The organism is Bradyrhizobium sp. JR4.3, from assembly GCF_040547695.1.
Classification (GTDB): domain Bacteria; phylum Pseudomonadota; class Alphaproteobacteria; order Rhizobiales; family Xanthobacteraceae; genus Bradyrhizobium; species Bradyrhizobium canariense.
In genome coordinates this window covers 1-19,729 of the sequence record NZ_JBEPQF010000039.1, presented here as the reverse complement: position 1 = coordinate 19,729, position 19,729 = coordinate 1, and the positions used below count along the sequence as shown (strand labels likewise).

The window sequence follows — 19,729 nt, the reverse complement described above, 5'->3', positions numbered from 1 at the left end:
GAACAACGCACGAAGACCGAGAGCTGCTCGCCGCGCTGCATTGGTCGAACTGTTCAAGCTGCTCAAGCTTGCTCCGCTGCCCGGTTGGGTGACGCCCGCACTAATTGTCCTTGGCTTGGCTACATCGTTGGCGGAGACGGTCGGGATCACCCTCGTGCTCCTGTTCTTCTATTTCGCCATGGGGCAGGTGGAACTTGCAACGTCGACCAGTGGCCTCCTGGGCGAAGCGCTCCGATACGCGGCGAATTGGTTTCAGAGCTCGACCGAAACTGCTGTCGTTCTGCTCCTTCTCATCATTGCTCGCGGTGCTCTTTCCTTCGTCAACACACTAGTCAGTGCGCGTGTTGGAGAGAAGATCAATGAGGTCGCGCGCAACCGCGTTCATCTGCAGTATCTGTCAACTTCCTATTCGTTCTTCCAACGCCATGACGAAGCATATCTCATGGAGGTGTTGGGAACCGAGACGTGGGTGATCTCCGGGGCATACGCGAGTCTTACCCGCATTATCGTGAGCTCGTGTTCGGTGTTTCTCTTCGCGTCCTTTCTGTTGGCGCTCTCAATCAAGGTAACCGTCCTCGCCCTCGTCGCTTCGATGATTGTGTCGGCCGGATTGCGGCATCTTTCGTTGCCCATGCAGCAGTTGGGTGCCGGTGTAAAGCTGGTTCATCAAAAGCTGGGTGAGCATATGCTGATGACACTCCAGGGTATGCGCACGATCCGCGCGTATGGCCAGGAGGAGATTCACCAGAAACGCTTCGAGCAGGCCTCGACGCAGGCCCGACAGGTCGCACTGCGGCTTGCGCGCCTAACCGCTATGATCTCGCCTCTGACGGAGGTGGGATATCTTGTCGTGCTGTTTCTCGTAGTCGCGTTCGCTGACTTATGGGGAATCGGTTTCGCGACGAGCCTGACCGCGGTCGCGTTGCTCTATCGATTGCAGCCGCATATGCGAGATTTGGAAGGGAACCTGCTGTATATGGCGCAGATCGAGCCTCAGCTTCGGTCCATCAGACACATGCTGTCGACAGATGACAAGGAATATCCGAAGGCCGGGCACGTGGCGGTGGCTAAACTGGAGGACGGCATCTCCTTTCGCAACGTGACGTTCCGCTATGATGCCGGTACGGAGCCCGCTCTTTTGGATGCTTCGTTTGACATTCCGGCGGGGAAGACCACTGCGCTCATTGGAGCCAGCGGAGCGGGCAAGACCACGATCGTAAATCTATTGTTACGCCTGTATTCGGCCAGCGAGGGTGACATACGGGTTGATGGCCGATCCATCGAAGACGTTCGTCGAACCGATTGGCTCGGCATGCTCGCGATTGCGGGCCAGGATGTCGACCTGGTCGAAGGCACGGTAATCGAGAACGTTCGGATGGCCAAGAACGACGCCTCCGAGGAAGAGGTTCGGCAGGCGCTGCGGGTCGCGGGCATTTCAGAGGTCGTCGAGGCCTTACCCGACAAATACGACACCTGGATAGGACAGCATGGCCTGCGCTTCTCGGGCGGTCAGCGGCAGCGTCTTGGTCTTGCACGAGCGGTTGTGCGCAATCCGAAGTTCCTCATCCTCGACGAAGCGATGAGCGCGCTCGATCTGACGCTTGAGGACAGCATTCGACGCGCTATCCAGCTGCAGTTCAAGAACCGAACCTTGTTGCTCATAACGCATCGCCTGGATTCCGTGCGCGATGCGGACCACGTGGTGTGCATTGAAAACGGCCGGGTTCGTGCTGAGGGCCCTCCGGCGAAAGTCCTGGTGAGTCGAGGAGCGTGCGTAACAGGAATTTCGCAAGATGATGTGGTTACCTACCGCATGCGGAATACGGTTCCCTAGTCGGAACCCAGGGTGTCGGCGCCCGCCCGTGAATGACGAGCCCTGCACTGAGCCTCCTGTTGCAAAGCAGCGCGGTTCACACGAGCCCGTAGCATTACGGTGTCTGTGCAGAAATATCCAGCCACCAGCCGATTCGCTCGTCATGCGTCAAATTGCGTCGAATCCATAAGGCTCTTTTGAACGCATGCATAGTTGTGTGCCACGTAAAAGGAGCACGCAATCCATCATGACGATTATCAATGGAAGCGCCGGTGCCGACGTTCTGTTTGGCGGTACTGGAAATGATGTTCTGACCGGAGGAACAGGCAGCGATACTTTCGTCGTCTCGAAGGGGTACGGCTCCGATACCGTCACTGATTTTCAGGCGGGCTTAGGCGGCGATGTGTTGCGATTGCAAAACTACGGCTTTGCGACGTTCGCCAGTTTCCTGGCAGCGGCCGCCCAAATGGGCTCCGATACGGTTGTGACGCTGTCATCCACCGAAACCTTGACGCTGCAGAACGTCGCGCTTTCGACCTTGGTTGCCAGCAATGTCGCACTGGACAGTCCGCTGCCAGCGAGCGGAACGGCATGGAACTGGGCGGGTACCGTCCTCGCGGGCGGCACGCTGACGACCGGGCCGACAAATGACGGCATGGAGGCCGGCGGCACGGGCGTCACGCTTATCGGCGGAGCAGGGGACGACACCTACTATGTCTATGACCACAACACCAAGGTCGTGGAGCAGGCCGGAGAGGGTATCGATACGATCCGTGTCTGGAACATCAACGGATACAGCCTGGTCAATGCGCCGAACGTCGAGAATCTTGTCCTGACGGATAGCGTTCCGTCTCCCGCCACCGGTAACGACCTCAACAACATCATTGTCGGCAATGCCGGCGACAACATGATCGACGGCGGGCGGGGCAACGATGTGCTGACCGGTGGGGCCGGTCGCGACACCCTTGTCGTCACCGCGGGCAACGGCAACGACATCGTCACCGACTTTCAGGCGGGCGCCGGCGGAGATGTCCTGCAGCTCAACAACACAGGCTTCAAGACGTTCGCCGACGTTACGGCGGCCATGAAGCAGGTGGGCACTGACCTTGTCCTGACGACCGCCAACGGCGAAACGATAACGCTTGAAAACACCAGCCTCCAGAATCTCACGGCCGCCAATATAAGCATCGTCAGTCCCCCGACCGGACTGGTCCAGACCTTCAACGACGACTTCAACGCGCTCTCCGCGGGCCAGGATCCGAGCCTGACCTGGCGCACGAGCTATGCCTGGAGCGGAGCCGCAGGGTACGGGCTGGCCGGCGAACAGGAAGTGTATGTCGATCCCAGCTTTTCCGGGCTGCCGGCCACTCAGGCATCAACGTCGCTCGGGCTTAATCCGTTCTCGATTCAGAACGGTCACCTCGTCATCACGGCGCAACCGCTGCCTGCGAGCGCAACGCCTTATACGGGCAGTGCCATATTTTCGTCGGGCATGATCTCGACTCAAAACAGCTTTACCCAGACCTACGGCTATTTCGAGATGACGGCCACGCTGCCCAGTACAAGCGGCGCGTGGCCGGCGTTTTGGATGTTGCCGAGCACTGCCAATAACCTCAACACGGAAATCGATGTGCTCGAAGCCTTTGGTCAGGACCCTGACCAGGCGCATTGGGCCATTCACTCACCGTACGCGCCTTCGACGAACGGGGCCTGGGCCAATACGGCCAACCTGACCGCTGGAGAGCACACGTTTGCGCTCAAATGGACGCCCTACGACCTGACATTGTTCGTCGACGGGAAAGAGGTCGCACAGCAGGCGACACCCTCCGACATGAACACGGCGATGTACATGATCGCCAACCTGGCAATGGGCGGGAGCTGGCCGGGCAACGCCACTGCAGGATCGACGGCGACGATGACCATCGATTCCATCACGGCCTATCAATTGCCGGAGTACACGCTTGCGAACTACACCCTGCTCACGAGTGGCGCGCCGACCAACACGATCGCGGGAAGCGCGGCAGCAGACACACTGACCGGCACATCCGGCAATGACCTGATCGGTGGTGCAGGAGGCGCCGATGTCATGACCGGCGGCGCCGGCGATGACACTTATGTCGTGACCGATTCCGGTGCGAAGGTTATCGAGGCCTATGGCGGAGGCATCGACACCGTAAACTCCTCGGTGACGTATACGCTTTCGAGCTACGTCGAAAATCTGACGCTCACCGATTCGACGGTCGTCAATGCCACGGGAAATATTCAGTCCAACATCATCATCGGCAATTCCGCGGCGAACGTGATCACCGGCGGGCTCGGCAATGATATCCTGACCGGGGGCGGCAGCGCGGATACCTTCGTATTTAACTCCGGCGACGGTTCGGACATCATCACCGACTTCTCGCCGGGATCGGGCGCCGGACACGATGTTGTCCAGTTGAACGGCTTCGCCTTTACCTCATTCGCCGACGTTCAAGCGGCTATGAGCCAGGTCGGAAGCGACGTGTATCTGAAGCTGACGAGCCAGGATACCTTGGTGTTCCGCAACACGACGGTCTCGGCGTTTACCGGCGACGACTTTCAGTTGCCTGCGACGCCGCCGGTCGGGGGGACGATCACATCATGGATCAGCGGGAAAGCGAGCAGCCGCATGGTGTATGGCACCGCGGCCAACGACAAGCTCTCGGCGCTCAATATCGATGACACGCTCATCGGAGGGAACGGCGACGACACCTACGTCATCGGAAGCGCAAACCAGAAGATCGTCGAGAATCCCGGCGGCGGCATCGACAGTGTGGAGGCATGGACGTCGCACACGCTGTCCACGAACGTCGAAAACCTGACGTTGATGATGGGCGGGCTCGCGGGTGTCGGCAATCAAATGGCAAACCGTATGGTCGGTTCGAGCGGCGACGACATCCTGGACGGCGCCGGCGGGAATGACTGGCTCTCCGGAGGAGCCGGAAACGATACGTTCATTTACAATGGAGGCAGCGGCAACGATACGGTCGCCGATTTCCACGTCTTCACGAGTGCGACTGCCGAACACGACAAGCTGAGTCTGAAAGGTTACGACAGCGGCGCCTATTTGACCCATGTGAACGATGTGTGGACCGTTCACTACGCTGGTGGAGCGGATACGCTGCGCATTGCCGGCGTCACCAGCTTGACGTCGGCGGACTATTCATTCATTTCCGCGACGAATTCGCCGATGGCGATGAGGTCTATCGCCGTGCCGACGATCTCGGCGGTCAACGACAGTGGCTCGATCGTGTCGGGCCTCATCAATACAAATCATCTGGTTCTCACGGGTCGCGCGCAACCAGGTTTAACCGTCAAGGTTTTCGACGGGGCAAATCAGATCGGCACGACGATCGCCGACGGCAACGGTAGCTGGAGTACGGCGACGGCATTGCTGGCTGAAGGCGGGCACGCTTTTGCCGCCTCAGCGATGGACGGGGTCGGAAACCTCACCGCGCTTTCAGCCGGGGTCAATGTCACCATCGATACGCTCGCCCCGAACGTGCCCAAGCTCGCGTCGTTCTCGCCAGACAGCAACGTTGCCGGCGATGGCATCACCAATGTCAACCACGTGAATTTGACTGGAACCGCGGACGCCGGGAGCACCGTTCAGGTCTTCGACGGAGCGACGATGATCGGAACGGCGATCGCCGATGCCAACGGAGCCTGGTCTTTTGACACAGCAACGTTGGCGGACGGTAATCACACCTTTACCGGCAAGACCGCGGACGCCGCCGGAAACGTCAGCGCTTCCTCCGGCGCGTTGAAGGTCGCGGTCGATACGCGTGCGCCGGTTGCACCTATCCTGACCTCGGGCGCACCTGGAGCTTCGGGCGCGATAATCGTTTCCGGCACGGCCGAGGCCGGAAGTACTGTCCGCCTGCACGAGGGCTCGACTTTGCTCGGCACGGGCGTCGCGGCGACGAGTGGGGCCTGGAGCGTCACCACCGGGGCGCTCACGGCGGGGCAACACAGCTTCACCGCGACCGCCACCGACATCGCCGGCAATTTGAGCCTGCTTTCGAACGCTCTCAGCTCCGCCGTCGGTACGGTGATCGAAGCGGCGGGCACGACATCGCTTATCAAGTCGGGAAGCAACTTTTACCTTTCGACGGCCGGCTCATCGGTGATCCTGAAGAATGGCGGAACAGCGGTTGTCGCGGGGCAGCTTGGCTCATGGGTGCCAGTGGCTGCGGAAGCGTCATCGAACGGCTACCTCGTCGCGTGGAAGATTCCCTCGACCGGCCAGTTCGCAGTCTGGAGCACCGACAGCAACGGCAATTTCGTATTCAACTATTTGAACAAGCTGCCCGGCACCGATCCGGCTCTTACATCGAGCGAGACCCTCTTTCATCAGGATCTCAACGGGGATGGCGTGATTGGTCTTCCACCAGCGCCTCAGAAGGTTTCGGGCACGACAATCGAGGCGTCCGGCTCGACCAGCCTGGTTCTGGTTGGCTCGAATTACTTGTTCGACGCGATGGCCAGCGGCGCGGGGCCGACCTTGAAGTACGGTGGCGTAGCGGTTGTGTCAGGACAGTTCGGCGCCTGGACGCCGGTGGGCGTGGAACAAACGACCAGCGGCTATGATGTAGCCTGGAAGATTCCGGCCACCGGCGAACTCTGTGTGTGGACCACGGACAGCAATGGCAACTATGTATCGAACCTCCTGAACAAGATGTCCCCGACCGACCCTGCTCTTAAAGCAGTCGAGACGACTTTTTATCAAGACCTCAATGGCGATGGTGTAATCAATACGTCATCGACCATCCTCAAAATCTCCGGAAATGTCGTACTGAATCTGGGCAATATGTCACAGGCCGTGACGGTCGACCCGGGCGCCACGCTCGAATTGTCTGGCGCCGCTTCCGGGTCGATCACCTTCAAGGCGTCGACCGGCAATCTGGTGTTGGACCACGCGTCACAATTTACGGGAACGCTCATCGGTCTGACGGGTGACGGCACCGCGTCCAATTCCAACCATATCGACCTGAAGGACATCGCGTACGGAGCGGGAACGTCGGCGTCCTTTTCCGGCAGCACAGCCGGTGGCGTGTTGACCGTGGTCGATGCTCAAAATCACACGGCACATATCTCGCTTGTTGGCGACTACACCAACTCGACCTTCAATCTCTCGAGCGACGGATCCGGGGGCACGCTGGTCATCGATCCTCCGAAGGCCGGCTTCGACTTTTCGGCGGTTGCGCCGTCGCAGCCGCCTGCTGCCGCACCGGCCGTCGGCCCCGCGCGCCTGGGGGACGGTGGCTTCGTGTTCGAGCAGTCCGCTAGCTCCAACGGACATGACATAATCGGCCAGGCGTTTGATCAATCGACCGGGGCAGTGTTCCTCTCGGCGACCACTTGGCCAGGTGTTGACACAGGCGTTCATCAGGTCGACGCCGTTCACGCGATCGCCGCGATCGATGTCCATCTAGCCGCGTTGCACGGCTTCATCCTTCACTAAAGGCCTTTGCCTTTCGAAAAACGTTGCGCAATACGCGTTTCGCCAATGCCCGTTTTCCCGCGAAGAAGGTCATGGGGAGGAGATATGATGCATAGGCAAGCGCCAGCAGCGCAGCCAGCCCAGCGAAGGAGTTTCCATCCAATGAGATGATCGAAATGCTTGTGACGGCCGCCGCAACGCCACAACCGATCCAATGCGGGACAGTCGTCTTGATCAGGCTCCTTGTCGTCACGGGGCCATGACGACCGATCGATATGGCGTAAAGCGGCAGCACGACCGTGCAGTTCACCAGCGTATACGCCGCGGCGATTCCAAGCGCGCCCCAGGGAAGACCGATGAGGAATGAGGTCACGTTGATCAGGGCGGTCCAAACGCCGAGCCTGAAGTACTCTTGGCCACGTCCTTGACTGAGGAATAGCCAAGCTGCCGTCGCGGTCGCGACCTGCATCAAGCCCGCGACGCCAAGCCAAGAAAAAATCGGGGCGGCACCCACCCAATGCTCGCCAAGGAGAACTCTGAAGAGCGGCTCCGAGAGCAGGATGGCGAAGACGATGCCCGGCTGACATATCAGCATAACCATGGAAAGGGCATCGTTGTAGGTGCTCAGATATCTCTCCTTCTCGAAACGAAGCCGTGAAAGCAACGGGACAATCACCTGGCCGATGGGGTTGTGTAATTGGATGATCGGCAGCAGCAACAGCTTATAGGCCCGATCGTACAGGCCGAGTTCGTCGCTCCCTCGAAATCTGCCGATCAGAATGTTGTCCGCATTTCTCGAGAGATAGTTGGCCAGATTGAACCCTGACACGTGCAGGCCAAATCGCGCCATGTGCCGCGTCTCGCTGTCCAGACGGGGATATCCAGGGCGATAGCCAGAGTACGCCCAGATCCCGACTGTCGAAATGAGCGTGAGAACGAGCGTGGACAGGTAAAGTGCCCAATAGTCTCTCAAGATGATTACGGCGACGATCCCTGCGGCAACGGAAGCGGTTGTCGCAGCGACGTCCAGGATTGCCAGGGGCTTGAACCGGGATTCTCTGGCAAGTAGCGCCGCCGGAACGGTCGGAAGGCCAGCAATGAAGCTTAGGCCGGCAATTGCGATCATGAGCTGTTGAAGCCTCCTATCGCCGTAAAACAGCGCAGCCGGATGGGCGCACAACGCCAGAACGAGAGCGGATGCCGCGGAAGCGAGCACCGACAGCCAGAACAGCGCATCGATCTGGCCCTTGGCGATTTCCGTGCGTTGAATGATGGTCTGTCCAATGCCGATGTCCTTGATGAGCCCGAGGAACGTTGCAGCCGTCGCAGACATGGCCAGCAGGCCGAAGTCTGACGGGGCAAGATTTCGCGTCGAGAATATCATCAAGACAAAACCGGCCGTCAGTTTCCAGGCCTGGGAACCGCCCGTTATGAGGATGTTGGTTACGGCCCGTGACTTGCTATCTCTGTCCAACGAGCTCACCCCCGCCACCTCAACAGTCTTGCGCGGTCTTGCGCCTGCCAGCAATGCCGCGGGAAATCCAGCGCGCTGAACGATGGCGGTTCCGATCGTCTCCGGCTTTTAGCTTGGCCTTGACACGAACGGAAGACGTGATCGGGCGATGTGGAATCGGCTACCTGGGCGAGCCTGGTCGAAATAGATTTCAAACGAGGGCCTGACCATCACCAATGTCAATGCCGAGATTTGTGGTCCAATCGATGCCCGCAGTGTGTCCTATTTCAATTCGCAGTGCTGAGGTTCCCGTGAGATGATTTTGTGAGCACTCACGCCAGGGGAAAGGCAACATGCGCTTGCGATGTTTGCAGACCGCTGCTGATTCTATATGTTCGGTTGATCTCGATGGCGAAGCACCGGAGTTCGAGACGGGATGACGTTGTATACCGTTGCATCACGGCAGGGAACCCGGTCTGGCGTCACGTCACTTGCGGGACCTCTCTTCCTCCTTGCAGTAGCCGTCATTCTTTCGGCGATTTCGCGGCGGGCCGTCACGCATCTCGCGCGCTGGTCTGACATTTACGCACTGGTGCTGGTTTGCTTGGCATTTGCCGGCGCGCTCGCCTTCAACTCCATTCGCTACCGTGATTTCTCGCCGCCATTGCGGATCACGGCCGTCGCGATCGGAATGGCGATCTTCGTGCAGTTGTTGTTCGATTCATTGGGGCCTTTTGCGGGGCCTCCCAACATCCTGTTCGGCTCGAGCGACAAAACACTGTTCTTCCGCTACGGTGCGGTGCTTGCGGTTGTGGCAGGAATAGCCGCGATCTGGCGACCTTCATTTCTGCTGCCGCTGTTTTACTTCTATCATGCATGGCGCGAAATGGTGAGCGTCGTGTCCAGCATCTTCGTGACCGAGACCGATTATCTCGGCATGCTCGACATCGGTAACTTCGTCGTCCTTGGCGTGCTCGGCACGATCGTCCTCACCAGCGCCCCGGTGATCGATCGCGTGCCGCGGCTGCGCACACTGTTCGCTTCCGCAGACAACGTGACGCAGCTTCGCGATCGCACCTATGGCTTGATTTGGGCGTGCGCCGTCGGGGCGCATCTCGGCAGCTATTTTTGGTCGGGAATCTCAAAGCTGCAGGCTGGTGGCGAGAAGCCATGGACCTGGCTGCTCGCAAATCCCACGCAAACCTCAATCCTGATGGGACTGGAACGCGGCGACGCCCCTCTCGGCCTATGGCCGGGCGCGTTGCAGACGATCTGGGACGCGATCGCGAGCAACCAGCTGATCTTCAACGTCTTCGTGCTGGGTGCCCAGCTCCTGTCGCCGCTGGGTGCGATCTCGACGCGCGTGCTGTCGTTCTTCTGCCTGCTGTTCGACATCTTCCACATCGGCGTGTACTTCACGCTCGGGGCTCTGTTCTTCTTCTGGATTGCGCTCAACCTGTTCATCGTAGCCGCGGCACGCACGCTGCCACGTGGTGGGTTTACCCCGGCGATGAAGGTTGTGATGGTCGTGACAATCATCTGTGGCCGGCTCTTCTTCTACACCAATTACCTTGGATGGCTGGACGGGCCGAAGCTGGCGAGCCCGCGGCTTTTCGTCGAGACTCGGGATGGTCGCCAGATTCTCGCGCCTTCCACGTATTTCGGTATCTACTCGTACATGATCGGAACCGGAACCATGTACATCCCTGAGAATCATTTCCGGGCTCGCGTTGGCGGCAACAACCACGATCTTGCGACTTGGCACGACGCGACTACCTGCGGCCCGGAGATGCTTCCGCGTCAGGACACAGGCGTAGCCATGGAGGCGGTGGAAAAATTAGTGCGCGAGACGGATCGCTTTTTCCGTGTCTATCCCTGGGTGAAGGACAACAACAGCTTCTATGCCTATCCGCACCACATGCTCTCCAATCCATGGCTGTATGGAGAATTCAACAAGCTGACCATGGACGATATTGTCGCCTATCACTATGTGGTGGACTCAGTATGCCTCGGTCTGGTGGAGGGCAAGCTTGTGCGCGACGTTCGGAAGCGAACGGATTATCGAATTGCCCCATAGCGATGACGATATCTGGGTGGTCTATGACGGCGAATGCCCGTTATGCAGTCGCTATGTTCTGCTGTACCAGTTGCGGGAACGTGGGCAGCGCATTCACCTGATCGACGCGCGTTCGGAGCATCCAATCATAGGCGATATCCGCGCGCGCAACCTCGATTTCAATGAAGGCATGGTGGTTCGCTGGCGTGGGCAGCATTACCATGGGGCCGATGCAATGCATCTGCTGGCAACGCTTGCCGGCAAGGCGACAGTCTTCAATCGCCTCAATCGACTCGTGTTCTCCCGGCCACGCCTCGCAAGGGCACTTTATCCGGCGCTGGTGCGCGGAAGGAAGCTTCTCCTTCGAGTTCTCGGCCGCAAGCTGATCGTTGAAATCAATGCTCCAGAGCAGCGGATACCGGTCGGTCCTTCCGACGAAGACATCAAGCACGACGACGGGGTCCGGTGACGATTGGAGGAAGGCTCCAGCGCGACTCCTGTGCGTCAGGATTATCGCATCGCGGCCTGGTAGGCCGGAGAGAGACGCATCAGACCGCAGCGGACAAGATCGTCGGATGATTGGTAGATCAGGCTTTTGGGATAGATGAGTTCGAATGACGGATTCTGATCGAGCCGCTCCGCGTAGCGTTGATACTCGACCGATCCGAGATAGTAGTTCCCCTCACGGACCGCGATTGCGACCTTATCGGTGAAGTCGTGGAGAAATTTGAAATGGAGCAGGGCGCCTGTGACGTCGCCTGGCTTGCCTGGCGGAGCCATCAGGTGACCGGCGGCGATATAGCGCCGGCCAGGCAACCAGCGCGCGAACGGCACTTTAGTGAGCAGCGGTGGCTGCCAGCGCGTGATGTTAACTGCAGGCAGCAGCCGCGCCAGCCCATATGGCTCAAGCAACTGTACAAGTGCGTCGTAAAGCGCGATCTTCGGCGGCATCGGTTCGTCATAAAACAGCCTCGCTCGCGCACCACCCACCAGGTAGCTGGTCGGAAAGCCGCGCCGACGGCGCTTCACATAGGTATCGGAATCGAAGTAGGAGGAGAAAGCGACGAGGCTCTCGCCGGCATGGTAGCGTTCCGGACCGCCGAGCCAGCGTGGATACATATCGACCATCTCCGCGGTCATGCAATCAGCGCCGACGCTCTCCAGATAACGGCACAGCCATCGAAGATCAAAATTTTCGCAGCCGGGGTAGACAAAGAGTTCGTCGGCGTCGAGCGTCAGCGCCCACCGTCCTGGCGCGAATTGGTCGAGCACGGCGCTGGTCCAACGCGCGCCACCACTTGATTCTGCAAAGGGCTCCCGGATCTCGAACACGTGAACGTCCGGCTGATCGAGCAGGAATGCTCGCGTGCCGTCATCCGAACGGTCGTCGATTGCGAGGAAACGTCCGACCCCGAGCCGGCGATGATGGCGCAGGAAATCGGGTAATCGCAGCATCTCGTTCCGGAGCTTGCCGACAGCCACGATCTCATCGGCGCCGAAGTCGAGCGGCCGGGTGTCGATCCGGTGAATGACCGGATCGGGGCGCTGCTTGGTCCGTGATCGCGTTGGCGTCACGACAGCCGCTTGACCCCTTACAATCGACTGTTGTAACGCGTTCTGCGCGCGGTTCCCGCCCGCCGCTGCTCTCGCCAGCAATTCCATAGAGTGTCCAGCCAACCGATCACATCTGCATTATTTACGATAAAAGAAGGCGAATATAGGTGCTATGGACGGTCACGATGTCCCAACGGGTTGATCTAGCCTCATAAGCCGTGGTGAGGGACAATGTGCGCCTCTTCTTTGCAATCGAGGAATATCGGCCGGCGGCTTCGCGCCGGTTCTAAATAAATTGCATCGCCATTCGTTCCCAAACGTCTTGAGCATACAGTGATGTGTCGCGGCAGCTTGTTGCGCATTCGTCTCGTCCGAAAGCATTTGCGCCAGTTGATTTTGTGCAACACAGCCACTGAAGTTTCAAGGAGCTGACATCAAAGTCAAAGGAAGGAGCCTCCGCCACGCATTCACACGCGTATTCAGTTGGGTGCAGGAGATCTTTCGGTTGAGCAGATTAGCGCTTGGCCACCAGCTTGTGCGGAGCATCACTCGTGCGCGGGATCATGCCGCGTAAACGAAGCGCGCTCACAAGCACACCACCAGGAATGCGGCCCTGCGGGATGATCTACATGGTAATTAATCAGGTGCGGAGCTTCTACAGGAGGATGTGTCAATGAACCGGCTAAGAGCACAACATCCTCGCTGGCCGCTTATGATAGGGGCTGACTAGAAGGCAATTTGCGATTCAGGCATCTGCGGTGATGCCTCCGACTGCACCTGGTCGAGCACCGAGAGGTTCGCGATGAGCAGATAGATCAGCAGGCTCGCGCAATAGACGACTTGCAAAATCACCGCGCCAGCGACGAATGCTATCGCGCCCGTGGCGAAACCCTGCTCGAGGCCCAAATACCACGATGCAACTAGGATCAGCGCCGTTGCGGGAATAAGCGCGTATGCGCGAAGAAATCGCCCCAGAACAACTCCCGCCACGGCGCTGGCAATCATCAGCACGATCAAAATCTGCCCTCCTGCTCTTGCACCAGAGATGTTCCGGACGCATGACAGGCCGTATTGTAGCCACAGAACCGCTAAACACATACCACTTTTGCGCAGCGGACGCCAATCTTTGGTGCGCCTGCCGCTGCGCTGCGGGCGGGCGGTTCTTTCCCGGAACGTGTTCGGCCATTGACCCGGTTCCTTTGACCCCAGTCTCTCCGAAATCTGGTGCTTTGTTCCAGGGGTTTAATTCTTCGACGCGAAGTGGTCGACCTGGCAACGGGCCGACCCGCAGATGCCGCAAGAGACTTGTGACCAACACGCCCCGGGAGGGCGAGCGGCCTACCTTTCCTGTTTTTTGCGCAGCAGGAGCCCGACCAGTTCTTCGAGGCTCTGCTCAATCTCCACGGACTCCAAAGATCGCGTGTCGGGCTTAGACAAAGGAGGCTCGATGAGACGCAAGTTTGCGCCGGCAGGCCGGGCGGGTTTCACTGGGTTCGGCTCCCCGACGGATATGCCTTGAAACGACTGAGGCATGTCATGGCTCGTCCGCTCAGGCATTGCGGGATGGGATGAGGCGGATCGCGTCCTGGTGCTTTCATCCGAAGACGGTTGCCTGGTTCTGAGCACGGGGGAAACGTAGGGTTGCAAGTTCAAGTACTCAGTGTGCCGCTTACGAGAGATCAGCTCGCGCGTGGCATAGCCGGCAGCGAAGCCAATCGCGAGCAGAACGAATATGATGAGGAGGCCTCCCATTAAACTATACGTGTCCGCTCATAATTCTGCCTCACAGTCAACCTGCTGCCGTCTTTATCCTATCGTTGATAGCTGCCGTAATTGACGATTTGAAGGCACGTCGTTCGCCGAGTCCGAGTTGGGCTGTGCTCGCCTGAGCCTAGTTGCTGGTCAATGTGCCCTCCGTCTGGCATCGCCCTCGAAAGTGATGCGACAGCCATTTATTGACAGCTCGCTCAACGTAGCGAGCATCGCAACAGGAAGCCACGAACATTGAGATCGCCGTCTTGTCATTGCAATCCCCAGGTTCCACCATCATAGCCGACAGCCCCGCGCAGAAAATCGGGGCCGTCAACGGTTTTCGCGGACTCGCCATCATGATGGTGATTCTTTTTCACTTGCTTGTTCCGTTCACATCCAGCGCGCCGGCGTTTCCCGGAGAACTTGATCCGAACGGTTTCCTAGCCATTGTCGCGAAGCACGGCTTCCTCGGCGTAAATATCTTTTTCGTGCTCTCCGGATTCGTTCTGTACCTGCCCTATCGCACAAAGAAGCGAACCATCGATCGGCTCGCCGACTTCACACATTTTTATTGGCATCGCGCAGTCCGGTTGCTTCCGCTTTATTATACGGTCGTCCTGGTGACGGTTGCACTCCATGCCAAGTCGCCTGCTGGATCGCACGCGTGGTATTTGGAGCTCGGCGGGCTTCTATCTACGCTTTTCATTTTCGTGCCACATGGGTTTATGCCCCCCTCCAATCCGGTATTGTGGTCCGTAGGCGTTGAAATCTGGTTCAGCCTTTTGTTTCCGCTGCTGATTCTTCTGATCGCGCGCATCGGCCTTGGATGGCTGTTGCTGTCGAGCGTCGTCATCTGCTCAGCTTTCGTGGTGGCTGGGCATCTTATCGCGGTGGATCGGATTGGGATGTTTCGCCCGTTTGTGGGCGGAATATTCGGGTCGTGTTATCAGTTCATTTTCGGAATGTTGGCTTGCGATCTCTACGTCAAGTCCAGGGACAGCGTTTCAGCCAGGAGATTTCAGTCGCGCGGGCTGCTGCCCGGACTGCTGCTGATGATTGCCGCCATATATCTCAAGGATAACGGCCCCTGGGCTGTGAGCATTCTCTATGCCACGATCTTTTGCGCCGGGTTTTCCATGCTGCTGCTGGCGGTCTTGTGCGGGGCCTGGTCCGCAAATCGCTTGTTCGAAGCATGGCCAGTCCAAGTCGTCGGATGCATGTGCTACAGCATCTATGCGTGGCATTCGGCCATTATGGTTGAAATGATCCCGCCTGATACCTCTTCGTTAAAAGACACGCTTCGATTATCATTGCCATATCTCACGATAGTGATCGCGCTGAGTGCTTTGAGCTACCGCTATATTGAGTTTGGCCATCAGCGTGATTGGAGGGCTTTGTTCTTGTTGCGCAACACAAAATCCAACGAGGTCCCCGGCAATCAGGGATTCATTGGTGATCATGCCGACTCTAAGGCCTCTGCATCGTCCTGAAAGACAATTTCTATTGGAACACGTGCGATGCCGCCATTGGCATATCGGGTTCGGGTCGCTAATTTGCTATTTGGTTTCCACTTCTCGCGGCCGGTGTCGTCGTTGCGCTGCCTTTCGTAGCCTTCACTAGATCTGGCTTACTGCGGCGGAGTATCGCCAGCTGCCATCGAAATCGCGCTGCCCTTGCTGATGTTTTGACTGTGCGGAAACCTCAAGCTGCACTTCCTCTATCAGAGGTGGGCGTGAGTACTTGATTGCTGGTAAGCGCGCGTTTGTGCGCTTGGATCAGCAGCGAGCCGGGACGTTGGCTTTCTGGCTAGAAATGTAGGTGGCGACAATCACGGACATTGCTCGGGACCTGAAACGATGGCTGAGCAAGGTTGGGAAGTTGCTGAATTCGGGCGAGACCTCGCTCGAGCGGCACGAAACCGCGGTCAAAAGCTTGAGGCGAGGTCTCCCTTGAGGGGCTTGAGGCGAGGGCGTCGGAGCTGATGGGCAGCGGACGTGGCTAAATCGGCTCGTGACAGATGACTTTGATCCGGATCTTCGAACAATCGCGCGGTGGCACGTCGTAACTGCGGTGATGCAATAGCTCTCGCTTATGTCACACTGGCAAAATGCGAGGGTCCATCCGCTGGGGTTGGCGCCACCTTGGATTCTGCAACTCTTGGAATCGACACCTGGTGGCTCGCGCGGACCCGGCAGGTCCGCTAGCGCCGGGAATGTCTTCTGCGACTCACGCCTTTGGCGCGACCTCGACTTTCACGCCTTCTCTCTTTGAGCCGTTGCACCCGGTGACGGAGTCTCTGCAGCTCCGTAAGGAGAGTGACCAGCCTCTGAACTCTCTGACGCAGAATAGCCGAACGACTATAAACTTGACTTCGATTACTCATAGCTGCCTGGAAATGACTACCTGCTGAAAAAGGACGAGCAAAATGGGGAGTCTGGGTAGCGGGCCGGAAAACAACCGCTCTAGTGCTTCAGTTTTAAAGGTTGTCCCAGTATCAAACGAAATGATTTGATCGATTGCAACCCGATTTTCTTCGCATTTTGCGATAGTCAGCTCGGAACCAATATGAGGGCCGCAGGCCCTCCAAACTGGCGGCTCGGCTCCTCCAAAAGAGTATGCGTGTTGCCGAACAGCTGCCCCATTTCTTTCGATCGAATTGGAGCTGAGCTCAGCTGCACTGTCACGGTTGCTGCGTCGCAGTCGCAAGCGGAACTGATCTTTGTGCGCTCGCATTATCCACCCTCGGCAAAGTCCACGCGAAAGGTATGCCTCGGGTGGAGGCCGCCTTCCCGGATCGGTTCGAGCGTGAGATGATTTGCTCATTAATTCGCAAGCAACTGAGCAAACGGGACGACGGTTACGGTTCTATCCGGTCCAGAGCGGCGACGGCGGTGGACAAGTGCCGAAAAGCTTCGGATTGTGGAGGAGAGTCTGGCGCCTGGGGCCACCTGTTGTCGAGGTCGCTCGGCCACATGACGTTCACCGCAATCTGGTTACGGCTTGGCGGGGGCAGGCGCGCACAGGCGGCCTTGCGGCCCGGAGCCGATGCAGCGGCAGGATGGCGAAGTCCGTTTTGCGGCAGTGTCCATTGCGCCCGACCGGCGATCGTTGACTGCGCCCTCCGGAAGCTGCGGTGCGATCGAGATTGAGTTCTCGGCCGGGGCTCGGATGCGGATCACGGGCGCAGTTGACGCGGCGACGCTGAGCGCAGTCGTGGCAGCGCTGACTGATGGACGGCCACGATGATCCCGTTGCCGGCCGGCGTGCGGGTATGGCTCGCAGACGAGCGAAAACACCCACACGATCCGCAGCGGCGGGCTCACCGCGACCATCAAGGCGCAAGGCGCGGAGATGTGTTCGCTGGCGAGCGATGCCGGCCTCGAGTGCGTCTGGCAGGCAGAGGCGGCCTGGCCGCGCCATGCGCCGCTGCTGTTTCCAACTGGGATCGGGCGTTGTGGATTTCGAAATGCTCTGCGCTGTTGGGAATATCGGAATGTCCGTTTTCGAAAGGCCAAGCATTGCAGCCAGTTCATTGCGAGAAAAGGCTGATACGGTCGCGATCGTGGCCCGGCGTGCAAGCAGGCAACCCATCGTTCGGTGGACGGCCAAATAGCGCCAATTGAAGAAATCGGGCCGGCGGAAGACCTGTGCGTCGTGGATGACGACGATATGATCGCGATGAAAGACGGGTCCGGCATTGGCTAGACTGATCAGGCGACCTCCAGCGGCAGCGCGCGCGAGTTCAATCTGATCCCAGGCATGTCCGCTCAGCCGTCCTATCTTGTGGACCTTGATGCGGGTGAGTTTGATCGCTTCGCTCGTCTCGCTCGGCACGAGCAATTGCCACTCGGCTCCTTTGAGGGCAGCGGGCGATTGGTCGGACGCAAGCAGGGCATCGATCGCTTTGACCAGTTCGGCGGCATAACGCTGAACGCCGGTCAGCTTTTGCGAGAGAAAGCGGCCGTTGATGAAATGCTTCAATTTTGTGCCGTTCGGGTTGTCGATGCCATAAAGCGTGGTCGCGATGTGTGCTTTCGAACCAAATGTGAGCACGGAAAGAAGCAGCCCGAAGGCACGGAATTATGACGACATCGGTCGCGTGATCGCGCTGTTCGTTCGGTGCTCCCGGGGAACACTTGTTGAAAGTCTTGCCGGGCAGCGGGCAGCCTTTTATGGACGCGCGTCCGATGTTGCGTCCGCAGGCAGAGGGCGCCCCTTCTGGTTAATTGGGAAGGCTGACAACCGAAGCGCCCGGCATTAAGGTTGCCGATGCGAGGCGGCTGTTCTCCAATGCTGAACCCTTGCCTCTACCGGTTCAGTCTGGCAATGCGGTATATGAGGACGGACAACGGAGTTTATTTTGGCCCCCGTGGTGGTTACCGGCGCTGCCGGCTTCATCGGCATGCATGTCTGCGAGCGCTTGCTTGCGCGCGGGGAACGAGTTGTCGGCATCGACGCAGTAACTCCCTACTATGATCCGGCGCTCAAGCGCGCTCGCCTCGAGACGCTCAAGCATGACGCCTTCACATTCCACGAGATCGATCTTGCAGACTTCGCTGCGGTGGCGCGTGTGTTCGACGAGGTCTCGCCCGACCGCGTGGTGCACCTTGCGGCGCAGCCCGGCGTGCGCGCTTCGATCGACGATCCCATCACCACCATCCGCGCCAATTGTGATGGCTTCGTCACCGTGCTCGAAGCCGGCCGGCGCCACGGCCTGGCGCATCTCGTCTACGCCTCGTCGAGCTCCGTGTATGGCGCCAATCGCACCTTGCCATATTCGACCGAGCATTCGGTCAATCATCCGGTCAGTCTCTATGCCGCGAGCAAGAGGGCCAACGAGCTGATGGCGCACACGTTCGCACATGTTCACAAGCTGCCGGTGACCGGCCTTCGCTTCTTCACTGTCTATGGTCCATGGGGCCGGCCCGACATGGCCGCCTGGCTCTTCACGCGCGCGATCTTTGCGGGTGAGCCGATCAAGCTTTTCAATCATGGAAATATGTGGCGCGATTTCACCTATGTCGACGACATCGTCGAGGGCGTGATCCGCACCCTCGATCGGCCCGCGACGCCGAATCCCGCGTGGAACGCCGAGCAGCCAGAAAACTCGTCGAGCTATGCGCCGTATCGCGTCTATAACATCGGCAACAATTGCTCGGTCAATTTGATCGAGTTCGTCGAGACACTGGAGAAGATCATCGGCAAGCCCGCGATCCGCACGCTTTTGCCGATGCAAGCTGGCGACGTCCTCGAGACGCGCGCCGACATTTCGGCCCTGCAACGCGACGTCGGCTTCACGCCCTCGACGCCGTTGGCGGATGGCTTGGGCCGCTTTGTCGAATGGTATCGAAATTATCACCGCGTATAAACCCCTCTCTTGAGTAGCTCACACGTGTCCCAAAAAATTATCCCCCTGATCATGTGCGGCGGTGCCGGAACGCGGCTGTGGCCGGCTTCGCGCGAGGTGCGGCCCAAGCAGTTCCTGCCGCTGTTCGGCACCCGCTCGACCTTCCAGGACACGCTGTTGCGCGTCTCGGAGGCCTCGCTGTTCGATCGCCCGATCGTCATCACCAATGCCTCCTACCGCTTCATGGTGCTGGAGCAGCTCGCCGAAATCGGCATCGAGGCCGACGTGAT

The 19,729-nt window shown here is 58.8% G+C and carries 11 protein-coding genes; 7 read left to right on the top strand and 4 right to left on the bottom strand.

Annotated features, from left to right (window positions below; translation table 11 throughout):
- Positions 1-40: 40 nt before the first annotated feature.
- Both ABIB91_RS35765 and ABIB91_RS35760 read left to right on the top strand, forming a co-directional pair.
- Positions 41-1,834, top strand: a complete 1,794-nt coding sequence (locus ABIB91_RS35765) for an ABC transporter ATP-binding protein (RefSeq protein ID WP_198288246.1) — start codon at positions 41-43, stop codon at positions 1,832-1,834.
- 226 nt (positions 1,835-2,060) lie between these two features.
- Positions 2,061-7,298, top strand: a complete 5,238-nt coding sequence (locus tag ABIB91_RS35760) for an Ig-like domain-containing protein (protein ID WP_354171525.1) — start codon at positions 2,061-2,063, stop codon at positions 7,296-7,298.
- Here ABIB91_RS35760 and ABIB91_RS35755 read toward each other — a convergent pair.
- On the bottom strand, positions 7,285-8,751 hold the full coding sequence (locus ABIB91_RS35755; RefSeq protein ID WP_354171527.1) for a lipopolysaccharide biosynthesis protein: 1,467 nt from the start codon (positions 8,749-8,751) through the stop codon (positions 7,285-7,287). The genes ABIB91_RS35760 and ABIB91_RS35755 overlap by 14 nt on opposite strands.
- Positions 8,752-9,166: 415 nt before the next feature.
- Between ABIB91_RS35755 and ABIB91_RS35750 the strand changes: the two genes are divergently transcribed.
- A complete protein-coding gene (locus ABIB91_RS35750) occupies positions 9,167-10,807 on the top strand; it encodes a hypothetical protein (protein ID WP_219684439.1) in 1,641 nt (546 codons plus the stop codon).
- On the top strand, positions 10,761-11,255 hold the full coding sequence (locus tag ABIB91_RS35745; protein ID WP_007595275.1) for a thiol-disulfide oxidoreductase DCC family protein: 495 nt from the start codon (positions 10,761-10,763) through the stop codon (positions 11,253-11,255). Before ABIB91_RS35750 ends, ABIB91_RS35745 begins: the two co-directional genes overlap by 47 nt.
- A 41-nt stretch (positions 11,256-11,296) precedes the next feature.
- Here the strand turns inward: ABIB91_RS35745 and ABIB91_RS35740 are convergent, their stop codons facing one another.
- Together ABIB91_RS35740 and ABIB91_RS35735 are read right to left on the bottom strand one after the other, a co-directional pair.
- Positions 11,297-12,448 (bottom strand): glycosyltransferase family 2 protein, encoded by a 1,152-nt coding sequence (locus tag ABIB91_RS35740; protein ID WP_007595274.1) that lies wholly within the window; start codon positions 12,446-12,448, stop codon positions 11,297-11,299.
- A 618-nt stretch (positions 12,449-13,066) separates the two neighbouring features.
- Positions 13,067-13,357, bottom strand: coding sequence for a hypothetical protein (locus ABIB91_RS35735; protein WP_007595273.1), 291 nt, complete (start codon positions 13,355-13,357; stop codon positions 13,067-13,069).
- Between the two features lie 1,001 nt (positions 13,358-14,358).
- Between ABIB91_RS35735 and ABIB91_RS35730 the strand changes: the two genes are divergently transcribed.
- The gene (locus tag ABIB91_RS35730) at positions 14,359-15,582 is read left to right on the top strand and encodes an acyltransferase family protein (RefSeq protein ID WP_219684440.1); all 1,224 of its coding nucleotides are present in this window, start codon (positions 14,359-14,361) and stop codon (positions 15,580-15,582) included.
- A 1,489-nt stretch (positions 15,583-17,071) separates the two neighbouring features.
- Here the strand turns inward: ABIB91_RS35730 and ABIB91_RS35725 are convergent.
- Complete coding sequence (locus ABIB91_RS35725; RefSeq protein WP_446479886.1) at positions 17,072-18,145, bottom strand: glycosyltransferase family protein; 1,074 nt, start codon at positions 18,143-18,145, stop codon at positions 17,072-17,074.
- A gap of 307 nt (positions 18,146-18,452) precedes the next feature.
- Between ABIB91_RS35725 and ABIB91_RS35720 the strand changes: the two genes are divergently transcribed.
- A complete protein-coding gene (locus ABIB91_RS35720) occupies positions 18,453-19,460 on the top strand; it encodes an NAD-dependent epimerase/dehydratase family protein (RefSeq protein ID WP_219684441.1) in 1,008 nt (335 codons plus the stop codon).
- 24 nt (positions 19,461-19,484) lie between these two features.
- Positions 19,485-19,729 (top strand): sugar phosphate nucleotidyltransferase (locus ABIB91_RS35715; RefSeq protein WP_354171531.1); only part of this gene is annotated, 245 nt, incomplete at its 3' end.

Excerpts from the sequence above, each read along its gene's own strand:
- ABIB91_RS35760 (WP_354171525.1), top strand. The coding sequence starts at position 2,061 with ATGACGATTATCAATGGAAGCGCCGGTGCCGACGTTCTGTTTGGCGGT.
- ABIB91_RS35740 (WP_007595274.1), bottom strand. The coding sequence starts at position 12,448 with ATGGAATTGCTGGCGAGAGCAGCGGCGGGCGGGAACCGCGCGCAGAAC.
- ABIB91_RS35750 (WP_219684439.1), top strand. The coding sequence starts at position 9,167 with ATGACGTTGTATACCGTTGCATCACGGCAGGGAACCCGGTCTGGCGTC.